14 protein-coding genes are annotated in these 12,528 nt (G+C 70.3%); 5 read left to right on the forward strand and 9 right to left on the reverse strand.

Annotated features, from left to right (window positions below):
- Positions 1-136: 136 nt before the first annotated feature.
- The 3 genes from AL346_RS08555 to AL346_RS08565 are packed head-to-tail and all read right to left on the reverse strand — an operon-like array spanning position 137 to position 3,384.
- Positions 137-1,357: an ABC transporter substrate-binding protein gene (locus AL346_RS08555; protein WP_019402511.1), complete on the reverse strand. Its 1,221-nt coding sequence runs from the start codon at positions 1,355-1,357 to the stop codon at positions 137-139.
- 46 nt (positions 1,358-1,403) lie between these two features.
- Positions 1,404-2,642, reverse strand: coding sequence for an amidohydrolase family protein (locus AL346_RS08560; protein ID WP_019402510.1), 1,239 nt, complete (start codon positions 2,640-2,642; stop codon positions 1,404-1,406).
- 58 nt (positions 2,643-2,700) lie between these two features.
- Complete coding sequence (locus AL346_RS08565) at positions 2,701-3,384, reverse strand: TetR/AcrR family transcriptional regulator (RefSeq protein ID WP_050996624.1); 684 nt, start codon at positions 3,382-3,384, stop codon at positions 2,701-2,703.
- 210 nt (positions 3,385-3,594) lie between these two features.
- On the opposite strand from AL346_RS08565, the gene AL346_RS08570 reads away from it, so the two are divergent.
- Positions 3,595-4,095, forward strand: coding sequence for a peptide deformylase (locus AL346_RS08570; RefSeq protein WP_026015186.1), 501 nt, complete (start codon positions 3,595-3,597; stop codon positions 4,093-4,095).
- 12 nt (positions 4,096-4,107) lie between these two features.
- Here AL346_RS08570 and AL346_RS08575 read toward each other — a convergent pair whose 3' ends face one another.
- Entirely contained in the window at positions 4,108-4,416 is a 309-nt protein-coding gene (locus tag AL346_RS08575; protein ID WP_019402507.1) for a hypothetical protein, read from the reverse strand.
- Between the two features lie 247 nt (positions 4,417-4,663).
- Between AL346_RS08575 and AL346_RS08580 the strand changes: the two genes are divergently transcribed.
- The 3 genes from AL346_RS08580 to AL346_RS08590 are packed head-to-tail and all read left to right on the forward strand — an operon-like array spanning position 4,664 to position 8,260.
- Positions 4,664-5,884 (forward strand): ABC transporter substrate-binding protein, encoded by a 1,221-nt coding sequence (locus tag AL346_RS08580; protein ID WP_019402506.1) that lies wholly within the window; start codon positions 4,664-4,666, stop codon positions 5,882-5,884.
- A 7-nt stretch (positions 5,885-5,891) separates the two neighbouring features.
- Positions 5,892-7,571, forward strand: a complete 1,680-nt coding sequence (locus AL346_RS08585) for an ABC transporter permease (RefSeq protein WP_019402505.1) — start codon at positions 5,892-5,894, stop codon at positions 7,569-7,571.
- Positions 7,568-8,260: an ATP-binding cassette domain-containing protein gene (locus AL346_RS08590; protein ID WP_019402504.1), complete on the forward strand. Its 693-nt coding sequence runs from the start codon at positions 7,568-7,570 to the stop codon at positions 8,258-8,260. The genes AL346_RS08585 and AL346_RS08590 overlap by 4 nt, the downstream gene beginning before the upstream one ends.
- Here AL346_RS08590 and AL346_RS08595 read toward each other — a convergent pair.
- The 3 genes from AL346_RS08595 to AL346_RS08605 form a co-directional block, all read right to left on the reverse strand.
- Positions 8,241-9,134, reverse strand: a complete 894-nt coding sequence (locus AL346_RS08595; protein WP_019402503.1) for a dihydrodipicolinate synthase family protein — start codon at positions 9,132-9,134, stop codon at positions 8,241-8,243. The two genes, AL346_RS08590 and AL346_RS08595, sit on opposite strands and share 20 nt — an antisense overlap.
- A 143-nt stretch (positions 9,135-9,277) precedes the next feature.
- Positions 9,278-9,592, reverse strand: a complete 315-nt coding sequence (locus tag AL346_RS08600; protein ID WP_019402502.1) for an NIPSNAP family protein — start codon at positions 9,590-9,592, stop codon at positions 9,278-9,280.
- Positions 9,593-9,633: 41 nt separating this feature from the next.
- Entirely contained in the window at positions 9,634-10,881 is a 1,248-nt protein-coding gene (locus AL346_RS08605; protein ID WP_019402501.1) for an MFS transporter, read from the reverse strand.
- Between the two features lie 145 nt (positions 10,882-11,026).
- Here AL346_RS08605 and AL346_RS08610 point away from each other — a divergent pair, with 145 nt between their 5' ends.
- Positions 11,027-11,728, forward strand: a complete 702-nt coding sequence (locus tag AL346_RS08610) for a helix-turn-helix transcriptional regulator (RefSeq protein WP_019402500.1) — start codon at positions 11,027-11,029, stop codon at positions 11,726-11,728.
- On the opposite strand, the gene AL346_RS08615 is transcribed toward AL346_RS08610, so the two are convergent.
- Positions 11,721-12,041: a DUF1330 domain-containing protein gene (locus tag AL346_RS08615; protein ID WP_019402499.1), complete on the reverse strand. Its 321-nt coding sequence runs from the start codon at positions 12,039-12,041 to the stop codon at positions 11,721-11,723. The two genes, AL346_RS08610 and AL346_RS08615, sit on opposite strands and share 8 nt — an antisense overlap.
- 28 nt (positions 12,042-12,069) lie before the next feature.
- Positions 12,070-12,474, reverse strand: coding sequence for a hypothetical protein (locus AL346_RS08620; protein ID WP_019402498.1), 405 nt, complete (start codon positions 12,472-12,474; stop codon positions 12,070-12,072).
- Positions 12,475-12,528 lie beyond the last annotated feature (54 nt).

Consider the following 12,528-nt stretch of genomic DNA (forward strand, 5'->3'; position numbering starts at 1 on the left):
TCTCGTGCCCGCCTCCGCCGTCATGCCCGCGTCGCGGGCATCCACGCCTTGACAGTCGGGCAACGTCAAAGGCGTAGATGGCCGGGACAAGCCCGGCCATGACGCCGCTAAGGAGGCAGCGTCGCCGAGAGCCGCCTCAGATCTGGACGACGTAACGGCGGTTGAGCTTGCCGCCCTCGATGAAATAGGCGCCGAAATCGGGCGTGACGTCGCCGTGCTGGTCGAAGTCGAGCACCGAGGAGGCACCTTCGTAGTTGATCTTGCCGGCCTTGAGCGCCTCCTTGCCCTCGGCGAAGGTGGAGACCTGCTTGCCGTCCGGGTTGCCGACCTCGCGCAGCTTGGCGACGACGGCGGCCATGTCGGCCGTGCCGGCGGCCTCGATGGCGAGCGCCAGCACCGTCATCATGTCCCACGTCATCGCGGCATAGACGTTGTTGGTGCCGGCCTGGCTCATCGCCTTCTGGTAGGCCGCGTCGTAGGCCTTGAAGGCTTCGGCGCCCTCGTTGGAGACGGAATCGACCGAGATGATGCCCTCCGTCACCTCGGCGCCGAGCGCCTCGATGAGCTGCGGGTTCGCCGCCCAGCCGGGGATGACCCACTTGACCGGCTGGCCGGTCTGGAACCATTCGCGCAGGATGATGGTGGTGTCGGCGATGTAGGAGCCGGTGACGATGACGTCCGGGTTCGCCGCCAGCACCTTCATCAGCTCGGAGCGATAGCTCGCCTGGTTCGGCTCGTAGACGACGCTCTCGACCACCTCGCCGCCCTTGGCCTTCCACGCCTTGGTGAAGCCCTCGGTGTTGCCGATGCCGGAGGCATTGTTGAAGGCCATGGTGGCCGGGCGCTTGAAGCCTTCCTTCTCGCAGATCTCGGCGAAGGCGCGGCCGAAGCGGTCGTTGGTGGCCTGGAAGCGGAAGCCGAGGCCCTTGGCATTGGCCGGCGGCACGGAGAGGGCCGGCGCGCCCGAGCAGTGCATCAGCGGGATACCGGCGTCGTTCGTCAGCGGGATGACGGCGAGCGACACGCCCGAGGACCAGGTGCCGAGGACGGCCTGCACCTTGTTGACCTCGATGAGCTTCTTGGCCGCGAGCACGGCGGCCTGCGGATTGGTCTGCGTGTCCTCGGAGACGATCTCGATCTTGCGCCCGCTGGCGCCGCCGGCGGCGTTCACCGCCTCGGCGGCGGCGACGATCATCTTCTGCATGCCGGAGCCGTAGGGCCCGCCGACGCCCGTGACCGGGCAGAGCGCGCCGATGCGGATCACGTCGGCGCCCTGCGCGCGGACGATGGAAGGAGCGGCGACAAGCGCCGCACCGGCGGCGATGGAGCCCAAAAATTCGCGTCTGGTCGTCTTCATGGCATGTCCTCTGGTTCTTCGGTTCTTCAGTTCTTGGCTTCTTGGGTTATGCGTCGAGCGTGTTCTTGACGAAGCGCCCTTCCTTCATGATGGCGGGCATCGACCGTCCCTGGCCCGTCAGCAGGGCAAGGTCGTCGAGCGGGTTGCCGTCGACGACGATGAGATCGGCATAGGCCCCCGGCGCGATGCAGCCGATCTTGCCCTCCATGCCGCAGAGCCGCGCCGCATCCACCGTGGCCGAGCGGATGACGTCCATCGCCGGCAGCACGCGGCCGCGGATGACGAATTCCTCGGACTGGTGGCGATGCATGGCGCCGAGCAGGTCGGAGCCGTAGGCCATGGTCACGCCGGCGGAATGGAGGATCTCGAGCGAGCGCAGGCCCGCGAGGCGCACGTCGTCGATCTTGGCCACCGAGCTCTCCGGCAGTCCGTAGTCGGCGCCCTCGTTCTTCAGCGCCTCGTAGGTGACGAGCGTCGGGCAGGCGACGGCGCCCTTTTCGGCCATCAGCTTCGCCGTCTCGGTCGTGACGAGGTTGGCGTGCTCGACGGAGTGCACGCCGCATTCGATGCCGCGGCGGATGGCCTCGTCCGTGTAGAGATGGGCCGAGACATAGGTCTGGGCGTTGCTCGCCTCCTCGACGATGGCCGTCACCTCCTCGCGCGAGAAGCCCATGAAGGCGATAGGGTCGGTGGGCGAGGCGACGCCGCCGTTGGCCATGATCTTGATGAACTGGGCGCCGGCCTTGATCTCCTCACGGGCGGCGAGGCGCACCTCGCTCACCCCATCGCAGATGCGGCCGAGGGAGCCGAGCTTGCGGTCGAAGGCGTGGCGGTCGCGCACGTCGTAGCGGCCGCGGAAATCGCAGTGGCCGCCGGTCTGCGACAGGGCCTTGCCGCAGATGACGAGGCGCGGCCCCTCGAAGAGCCCTTCCTCCACCGCCTGCTGCAGGCCGAAATCGGCCCCGCCGACGTCGCGCACGGTGGTGAAGCCGCGCATCAGCATGCCGCGCATGATGACGGAGGCATGGGCGGCGACGAGCGAGTCGGGCAGGAGCGCGTTGCGGCCGAGGTTCGCCTCGGAGGCGATGACGTGGACGTGACAGTCGATGAGGCCGGGCATCAGCACCTTGCCGGCGAGGTCGAGGACGCGGGCGTCCTTCGCCCGGAGCGGCGCGTCGGAGACCTCGCGGATGTGCCCGTCCTCCACCAGGACGTTGACGCCCTCGCGCGGCACGTCGCTCGTGCCGTCGACGATGCTGGCGTTCTGGAAGATGGTGATGCTCATGGTGCTCCCTGGGTTTCTTGCGGTTGCGCCCGCCGGACCCGGCGGCGCCATCTGATCCTCAACTCTTTCGGGCGGTCCCCGTGCGCGCTGGCGCGGCCGCGGCGACGCCTTCCGTGGCCTGGGCCGCCTCGTCTCCGGGGCGGAACTCGCGCTTGACCTGCTGCTTCCAGAAGGCGAGCAGTTCCCGGAAATAGGCCGGGTCGTCCTTGACCGGGGTCTGGGCGATCATGCCGCGGATGAGGCACATCGAGGCGTTCATGAGGACGAGCGCATGGTCGACGTCGACGCCCGCCTGGCCGGCGAGCTCGGCCCAGACGGCGTTGAGCCCGGCATGGAACTCCTTGACGACCGGAACGATGGCCTCGCGGAAGTCTCCGTTGTGGCGGGCCTCCGGCAGGTATTCCATCGTCACGTAGAACAGGCGGTCGTTCATCATCTGCCAGAGGAAGTCGACGATCTCGTCCGTCGAGCCGCCGGAGCGGCGGATGTCCGCCGCCATCTCGTGCAGGGAGGCCGTGCTCTGACGCAGCATGTGCGCCACCGCGGCGACGATGATCTCTTCCTTGGAGCTGAAATGATGCGTCAGCGCCCCGCGCGAGACCCCGGCGCGCTCGGCGATGTCGGTCGTCGACATGCGGTAGAGCCCACGGTCGTGCAGGAGGTCGATGGTCGCCTCGAGCAGGCGCGCCACCGTGTCGGCGCTGCGCTCCTGCTGGGTCCGTCGCTGTCGGCGCTGGCTCATGCTGCCCCCTTTTGGCCACAAGAATGAATCGCTTAAAAGAAACCGTCAATCCTGTTTGTACAGACACGTCTGTTTTTATTTATACCGCCGCTGCCGTCTGGATCGGCGTTCAGCGCTGATGCGGGCGCTGCGGCGCGGCGGATGACTTTCGCGCTTTCGCATGGCAAGCCGGATCCCGGCCCATTGGCGGCGAGCCGCAGGAGATGCGATGTGACGGCAAGACCGATCGTGATGCTTCCGGATCCACGCCTGCGCCAGGCCGCCGCGCCCGTTGCCGTGTTCGACGAGGCGCTGCACCAACTGGCGCAGGATCTCCTCGATACGATGCGGGCCGCGCCGGGCATCGGCATCACGGCGCCGCACGTCGGGGTTCTCCTGCGCCTCGTCGTCATCGATCTGCCGGGCGGCGAGGGGCCGCGCTTCTATGTCAATCCGCTCGTCGAGTGGGCTTCGGCCGAGACGGCGCGCCACGCCGAGGGCAGCGTCTCGATGCCCGGCGTGAGCGAGGAGGTGGAACGGCCGGCGCGTGTGCGCGTACGCTTCCGGACGCTCGACGGCGGGGAAAAGGTCGAGGAGGCCGACGGCCTTCTCGCCGTGTGCCTGCAGCACGAAATCGACCAGCTCGACGGCCTGTTCTGGATCGGCCGCCTGTCGCGCCTGAAGCGCGAGCGCGCCGTGCGCCGCTACGAGAAGCTGCGGCGGGTGTCCTGAAGCAATAGGGCCCTAGGGCGACGAAGGCGTCCGCAGCTGCGCAAGGGCATGGCGGAAGGTCTCGCTGACGGCGAATTGCGGATCCGCATAGCGCGGGTCGGGGACGACCGGCATTTCGAAGATCACGTCCGCGCCCCCCGGGAAGGCGAGTTGCAGCGTCAGGCCATAGTAGCCGCCCGCTTCCGACGTCCGCACCACGATCCGGCAGCTGGCGAGACGGCCGATCGCCTGCTGCAGATGGTCGATCTCCCGCAGGATGGCGGCGAGGATCGCGCGGCTCGACGCGATGCCGTCAAAATCGATCTCGACTTGCGTGTCCACCGGTGATCCATGCGTTGGCTGGCCACCCCCGTCTCGATCACTAGCCGGCTCGGCAGGCCGCTGCCTTGCGACAAGTCAAAACCGGCCGGCCGGGAGTCGGCACGATGTCAGCGGCTGCTTCAACGCAAATTGAACGACGATTGCCAGCCAAGTGCCCGGCGGTGGGACGACGGGGGGCGGCAAAGCGGTTCGATCTCGTCTAAGAAGGCAGTAGAGGCTGTGACCCGGCGCCGGGGGGATTGTCCGCATGAATCGCTTGATCGCTCTTGCCGTGGCGGCGGGTTTTTCCGCCATGGCCGCCCTCCTGTCCCCGCCCGCCGTTGCCGAGGGCGAGCGCGACTGGCAGGAGACCGTGGCGGCCGCGCACGGCGAGACCGTGCACTTCAATGCCTGGGCGGGCGATCCGCAGACCAACGCCTTCATCGCCTGGGTCGGCGATCTCGCCAGGGAGCGCTACGGCATCAGCATCCGGCACGTGAAGCTCGCCGACACTGCCGAGGCCGTGACCCGCGTCGTGACGGAGAAGGCGGCGGGCCGCGATAAGGGTGGCAGCGTCGACCTCATCTGGATCAACGGCCCCAATTTCCTGTCAATGAAGGAGAAGAGCCTGCTCTTCGGCCCCTTCGCGGAGAAGCTGCCCAACTGGCGCCATGTCGACAGGACGAAGCCCTCGAACCTCACGGATTTCACCATCCCTGTCGAAGGCTATGCCGCGCCCTGGCGGCTGGCGCAGGTGGTCTTCCTCTACGATTCGGCCCGCACGCCGCTTGCGACACTGCCGAAGACGGTCCCCGCCTTCCTCGACTGGGCGAAGGCCCACCCCGGCCGGCTGACGCATCCCCATCCGCGCGATTTCCTGGGCGCCACCTTCCTCAAGCAGGCGCTCGTCGAGCTTGCCGCCGATCCCGCCGTGCTGCAGCAGCCGGCGAGCGAAGCGACCTTTGCCACGGTCACGGCGCCGCTCTGGGCCTGGTACGACGCGCTGCGCCCGCACCTGTGGCGCGGCGGCCAGGATTTTCCGGTAACCGGCACGGCGCAGCTCGCGATGCTCGCAGACGGCGAGATCGCCCTCGCAATCTCCTTCAACCCGGCCGATGCCGCCGTCGGCATCAGGAAGGGCAGCTTGCCGGAAACGGCGCGCGTCTACGTGCTCGACGGCGGCACCATCGGCAACACGAGCTTCGTCGCCATTCCCTTCAATGCCGCGCACAAGGCGGCGGCGATGGTGGTCGCGGACCTCCTGATGTCGCCCGAGGTGCAGGCGCGGGCGCAGGATCCGGCCGCCATCGGTGCCGTCACCGTCCTCGACCTCGCCGGCCTCTCCGATGGCGAGCGCGCCCGCTTCGCGCCGCCTCCCGATGCGGTCGGCCTGCCGACCAATGCCGAGCTCGGCACCCCGCTTCCCGAGCCGCATCCGAGCTGGATGACGCGCCTCGTCGCGGAGTGGGAGCGGCGCTATACGCGCTGAGCCGGCGATGCTGCTGCGCCTTGCCCCGGCCGCCACGCTCGCCGTTCTCGCCGGGCCGGTCGTGCTGGGGCTCGCCTTCACGCTGCTGCCGGCCTTCGGCTTCCTGCCGGCCCTCGGCGGCACGGACTTCTCACTCGACGGCTGGCGCATGCTCTTCGCCGCTCCCGGCTTCGCCACGGCGCTCGCGCTGACCGTCGGGACGGGGCTCGCGACGACGCTTCTGGCCCTGATTCTCGCCGCCGGCCTCTTTGCCGCCGCGGCGCACCGGCCCGGCATGGCGCGGCTCCGGCGCCTCATCGTGCCGCTCCTTGCCAGCCCGCCGAGCGGCGTGGCGCTCGGCTTCGCCTTCCTCGCCATGCCGAGCGGCTGGTTGGTGCGCCTCCTCTCGCCCTGGGCGACGGGCTGGCAGGTACCGCCGGCCGGTCTCGTGACGGTCGGCGATCCGCTTGGCGCCAGCCTCGTCGCCGCCCTCCTCCTCAAGGAGGTGCCCTATCTCGCCCTGATGCTCTTCGCCGCCTCGGCCACGGTGCCGGTCGAGCGGCTGACCGCGGCCGCGCGCGCGCTCGGCCGCGGCCCGGCGACGGCCTGGGCGATGGTGGTCTTTCCACGGCTCTACAGGCAGGTGCGCCTGCCGGTCTTCGCTGTCCTCGCCTTCTCCATGTCGGTCGTCGACGTCGCCATCATCGTCGGGCCAGGCAACCCGCCGCCGCTCGCCGTCCTCGCCACGCGCTGGTTCCAGGGCTACGACCTCGCCCTCTATTATCCGGCGGCCGCGGCCGCGACGCTGCAGTTCCTCCTCGTCGTCATCGCCATCCTCCTGTGGCTCGCATTCGAACGACCCATCGCCGCCCTCCACCGCCGGTGGCTCGCCCGCGGCTCGCGCTCGCGCGTTCCGGGCACGGCGGCCGAGGTCGCAGGAGCCCTCGCCGGCCTCCTGATCGTGCTCGGGCTCCTGTCGCTCCTTGCGATGCTCATCTGGTCTTTTGCCGGTTCATGGCGCTTTCCCGCCGCCCTGCCGGACCATTGGCAGCTCGCGCTCTGGCGGGACGAGGCCGGCGGGGCCGCCGCGCTCGCCGGCACCAGCGCCGGCATCGGTCTTGCCGCCGTCGCCATCGCCCTCGTCCTGACGCTGGCCTGCCTCGAGAACGAGCAGCGCCACGGGCTGCATCCGGGAGCGGCGGTGCTGTGGCTGATCTATCTGCCGCTCATCGTGCCGCAGATCGCCTTCCTCTTCGGGGTGCAGGTGCTGCTCATCCACGCCGGCCTCGACGGCACGCCCGCCGCCGTGGTCTGGGCGCATCTCGTCTTCGTGCTGCCCTTCGTCTTCCTGTCGCTGGCCGATGCCTACCGTGCGCTCGATCCGCGCTATGCCATGACCGCGGCGGCCATGGGGGCCGGCCGCTGGCGGGTCTTTCTCGTGGTGAAGCTGCCGCTGCTCGCCCGGCCCATCCTCGTCGCCGCGGCCGTCGGCTTCGCGGTCTCGATCGCGCAATACCTGCCGACGCTCTTTGCCGGTGCCGGCCGCGTCGCGACCCTGACGACCGAGGCCGTCACGCTCTCCTCCGGCGGCGACCGGCGCATCCTCGGCCTCGTCGCCGTGCTGCAGACGGCCCTGCCGCTCGCGGCCTACGGTCTCGCGCTCGCCGTGCCGTTCCTCGCCTTCCGCCGCTTCAGGGGCATGGCATGAGCGGCGATCCCGCGGCCGCCGGGGCGCTTGTGCTCGAGGGTGTCTCCATCGCCTCGCGCGATGGGCGGCACCTGGTCGATCGCCTCGATCTCACCGTCCCGCCCGGCATCGTCGCGACGGTGATGGGGCCGAGCGGCATCGGCAAGTCGACCCTGCTCGCCTATGTCGCGGGTTTCATCGACAGGCGCGCCTTCGCGGCCGAGGGGAGGGTGATGATCGGGCACGAGCGGATCGACACGCTGCCGGCCGAGGCGCGGCATGTCGGCATCCTGTTCCAGGACCCGGTGCTCTTCCCGCATCTGAGCGTCGCCGGCAACCTCTTGTTCGGCCTGCCGCGCGGGCGCTGGCGCAACAGGGCCGAGCGGCGGGCGAGGGTTTCGGAGGCCCTGGAACAGGCCGGGCTTGCCGGCTTCGAGGATCGGGATCCCGCGACGCTGTCGGGCGGGCAGAAGGCGCGGGTCAGCCTCCTGCGCACCTTGCTGGCCAAGCCGCGCGCCCTGTTGCTCGACGAGCCCTTCGGCAAGCTCGACGCCGCGTTGCGCGCGGATGTCCGCGCCTTCGTCTTCGCCCATGCGCGCGAGCGCGGCCTGCCGGCCCTCCTCGTCACGCATGATGCCGAGGATGCCGAGGCGGCCGGCGGGCCGGTCGTCGCGCTCGCCGGCCCGGGCGTCAGGCCGCCTTCCGGTTGAAGATGGCGTCGTGGCCGGCGCCGATGATGGCCGCATCGCCGGCCGCGATCGGCACCAGCGGCGGGCGCACGTTGAGCCAGGCCGCATCGCCGGTACGGTGGGCGACGAGCGCCTTCACCGCCGGCGTGACCGGATATCGGAGCACCAGTTCGACGAGCTGGTTGATGCCCTCGTTCGGCTCGGCCTTGTCGATCAGCCGGGCGAGCTTGTCCGGGCAGACGTTGGCGAGGCCCGAGATCGCGCCCTGGCCGCCGAGCGCCACGCCCTGGGCGAGGTAGCGCTCGTCGCCGATGAGGATGACGAGGTCCTTGTGCGCGGCGAGGAGCGCCTCGGTATAGGCCCAGTCGCCGGAGGAATCCTTGACGCCCATGACGACGCCCGGAAAGGCCGCCTTCAGCCGGCCGATCAGCGCCACCGACAGGGGCACCGCGGTGACCGAGGGGATGTTGTAGAGGATCACGTCGCGCGCCGCGGCGCCGAGCTTGCCGAAGAAGGAGGCGAACCAGGCGAAGAGCCCGTCGTCGCTCACGCCCTTGAAGTAGAAGGGCGGCGGCACGAGCAGGGCCTTGCAGCCGGCGTCGAGGGCAAGCCGCGCCTGGTCGAGCGCCTCGTGGAGCGAGGTGGCGGCGAGCCCGCCGACGATCCTGTCCCCGGGGACGCCGGCACCGAGCAATGCGCCGATGATCTGCTGCCGGCCGGCGAGCCCGACGGAGGGGCCCTCGCCGGTGGTGCCGAAGGCCGTGACGCTGCTGCAGCCGTTGGCGAGGCACCACTGGGCGTGGGCCGCAAGGCGCGGCAGGTCGATGGCGCCGTCCGCATGGAACGGCAGGGTCATGGCGGCGGACAGGCCGAAACGGTCGCGCGTGGCGGACAAGACGAAGATCCTCGGTCGAGAGAGCGGGCCGGTGGCCCAAGAGGCGAACGAGCTAACATGTTACAGATTCCAGATTGACTGGCAAGTATGTGCGACGCCCTTCGGGCAGGGTTTCCGGCGCAGGGGCTCGGGCGGCGTGGCAATCACGGCCCGGCCGTGACGGGTCGCAGGAAGGTGCGCTCCTCCGCGTGGATGAACCGCCCCTCCTCGGCCATGCGGAAGTTCGCCGCGCCGCCGGCATCGGCCCTGAGCCGTGCCCGAGAGACCTCGTAGGCGGCCAGGCTCTCGAAGGAGATGAGGCCCCACGCGATGTTGTTGATGCCCTCGTGCGGCAGAAAATAGCCGACGAGATCGCCGCCGCAGGCGGGAATGATGTCGAGCCAGTTGCGGGCATAGGCCTCGAAGGCATCGCGCTTGTAGGGATCGATCCAGTAGCGGATGGAGACGGTGACGGTCATGGCGGGGCTCCTGTCTGGGGTGGTTACGATTGATGCAGCGGTCAGGGTTTGCTGGCGCGAGCGGCGCCTTCGGGCCGGCGGGCGCCGCGGCCGAGCATGAGGGCCGCCGCCGCGAGAGCCTCGATCGCGGCTGCGGCGAGAAAGACACCCGAAGCGTCGGTGAGTGTGCGCACGAGGCCGAAGGCGAGCGGCGCGAAGGCATAGGTCGCCTGGCTGATGGCGACGATGAGGGCGACGGCCCGCTGCGCGTCGGCGCCGAACTCGACCTGCGCGATGAGCGGGGGCAGGGATGTGGCATTGCCGATCCCGAGGCCGAAGAGCACCACACCCGTCAAGACGGCGGCGGTGCCGTCGCCACCCGCAAGGACGAGGGCCCCTGCGATCTGCACGGCGAGGCTGGCGGAGGCGACGAGCCTGCGGTCGGCGCCGGGCGGCATCAGCCAGCCGACGAGCGTGCGCCCGGCGATCGCCGATGCGGTGGCGAGCGCCATCATGAGCCCGGCCGCATCGGCGCTCATGCGCATCACCATGAGCGAGACGAGATGGGCGATCAGCCCCGCCTGGGCGAAGAGCGACAGGGCCATCGCCGCCGTCAGGCTCGCAAAGCGCCGGTCGTTCCGCAGCCGGACAAGGTGTATGGCGGGTGCGGCTCGCCGGTCCGCTCGAGGAGCCGTCTGCTCGACGCCATCCGGCGCCTGCCCCATTGCCTCCGGCGTGCGGGAGAACACGCTGTCGGCGAGCAGCCAGACGACGGCCACCATGGTCACGGCGATGAGGACGGCGACCGGTGCAAAGCCGATCCGCGCGATGGCGGCGGTCAGGAGGGGTGAGAACACGCCGCCGCCGATGCTCGCGCCATTGTAGGCCATGGAGAGCGCAGCCGGGCGCTTGGCCACGAACCACGGCGCGATGATGGCGTTGACGGCTGCCGCGCCCATCGCCACCCAGCCGGCGCCGCTGACGAGCGCCGCTGCAACGAGCTGGAGCGGTGTCTGCGCCAGCGCCCATCCGAGGATGCCGAGCGCCAGCGCCGCCGCGCCGGCCTTGGTGACGGTGGGAACACCGAAGCGGTCGTAGAGGCGCGGCAGGTTGGCGACGACGACGGCGCCGAAGAGGAAGTGCACCGTCACGGCCCCCGAGACGAGGGCGATCGACCAGCCGCGCGTCTCGCGAACCGCGTGAAGCAGCGCCGAGGGCCCGTAGAAGCCGATGCCCCAGCCGAACATGGCGAGGACAAAGGCGGCGGCGACGACACGCCGGCCGAAGAAGGGCGCGGATCGAGGGGGCAAGCGGCGTCTCCCGGCTCACGGCACGATGGTGCAAGGGCGATGGAGCGGCACCATGGGCAGCGCGGGGGCACCGATGTTACGGTCGTCTCCGAAGCATGATGCGGCCGGACGTGGCAGGCTGGTGCGGCAGGAAGGGAGACCGCAGATGGTTTCGACGGCGGCCTTTGCCGAGATTGCGACGCTTGCGGGCGAACCCGCGCGGGCGGCGATGCTCCATGCGCTGATGGACGGGCGGGCGCTGACGGCTGGGGAACTGGCACGGGCCGGCGGTGTGACGCCGCAGACGGCGAGCGGCCATCTCGCCCGCATGGCCGAGGCCGGCCTCGTCGCCGTCGAAAAGCAGGGCCGCCACCGCTATCATCGCCTCGCCTCGCGCGCTGTCGCGCAGATGATGGAGGGCATCATGCAGGTCGCCGCATCGCGGGCCGTCCCGGTCCACAGGCTGACCGTCGGGCCACGTGACGCGGCGCTGCGCCGCGCCCGCACCTGTTACGATCATCTCGCCGGCCGGCTCGGCGTCGCCCTTGCCGACGCGCTGGTCGAGGCCGGGCACGCCGAGATCGAGCCCGAGGCCGCCACCCTGATGCCGAGCGGCGTCGACCTGCTCGCGAGCCTCGGCATCGATCTCGCGGACCGGACGGCCGGGCGCCGCGCCCGCATTCTCTGCCGCCCCTGCCTCGACTGGAGCGAGCGCCGCCCGCATCTGGCCGGTGCCGTCGGCGCGGCGCTGTGCAGCCATTGCCTCGCCGAGGGCTGGATCCGCCGCATCGAGGGCAGCCGCGCCGTCGCCGTCACGCGCAAGGGCGAGGAGGCGCTGCGCCGGCATTTCGGGATCGTCGTCACCTGAGGATGTCGGTGGCGCGATGCTCGTCGCCGACCGTGTCGACGAGGAAGGCGACGCTGTCCGCATTCTCCGTGCGCAGCGGCAGGATGGCCTGGTAGGCCGGCGAGCGGTACCACGCGCGGGCGCTCTCCCGGTCTGGAAAGGCGATGATGACGAGGTCACCCTCGAGCACGCCTTCGAGCGGCTCCACCGGCTCGCCGTGCAGAACGAAGCGGCCGCCGAAGGGGGCGAGCGTCGCATCGATCCTTTCGAGATATTCGACGATGGCGGGGCCCATGGTGACGGAGCGCAGGTGGGCGACGGCAAAGGTCGTCATGTTCTTCTCCTCGGATGGGGCGTGATGTTCAGGCGGGCGACAGGCGGGCGTCGCGGCGCAGGCCGAGCCATTGGGCCACTGCGAAGCCGCCGACGACCGCGGCCTGGAAGAGCACGAAGGCGATGCCCAGCGCCGTTGGCGCCACCCAACCGCCGACGAGGATGGCAAGGCTCTCGATGACCCACAGGACGTTGATCGCGATGATGGCGAGCACGGCGCCGCGGGTGATGCGCTCACGCGTGCCGACGAAGGCGACGCAGAGCCCGTAGGGCACGAGGAACAGCCCGGCATAGCGCAGGAGCGGCTCCGGCAGGCCGAGGAGCCCGTCGAGGAGGCCGGCCCCGCCGGCCATCGCGAGGCCGGTCGCGGCGCTCGCCGCCGCATCGCCGAGAAGCGCAAGGCGCAGGAAGGACAGGGGGCGCTTGGTGGTCATGGGGTTTCTCCGTGGCGTCGTGTTGTCGAACGCTGAGGAGGATTTCGCTTATTC

Source organism: Chelatococcus sp. CO-6, assembly GCF_001271345.1.
GTDB lineage: Bacteria > Pseudomonadota > Alphaproteobacteria > Rhizobiales > Beijerinckiaceae > Chelatococcus_A > Chelatococcus_A caeni.